The organism is Herbidospora sp. RD11066, from assembly GCF_054661255.1.
Map to the genome: position 1 here is coordinate 1 of NZ_BAAGDO010000249.1, position 254 is coordinate 254.

General features: G+C 39.0%; 1 protein-coding gene. It reads left to right on the top strand.

Translation table 11 applies throughout. The annotated features are described in order from the left end of the window. On the top strand, window positions 1-205 hold a 205-nt coding region (locus ACYQ78_RS39855), incomplete at its 5' end, for a thioredoxin family protein (RefSeq protein ID WP_459806189.1). Between the last annotated feature and the right edge of the window lie 49 nt (window positions 206-254).

Genomic DNA, 254 nt, shown 5'->3' on the forward strand with positions numbered 1-254 from the left:
CTTGCCAGAAATTGAGGAGACCAATCCAGAGTTCACCTTTATTCGGGTGGACCGAGACCAGTACATGGATTTAGCCAAACTCTGGGATGTTTACGGAATTCCTAGCCTTGTTGTTCTAGAAAAAGACAAGGAAATTGGTCGTTTTGTTAATCGCGACCGTAAAAGCAAGCAACAAATTAACGACTTTTTAGCAGGACTGAAATAGGAGAAAAAGGAAACAATGATTTTTACATATAATAAAGAATATGTCGGTG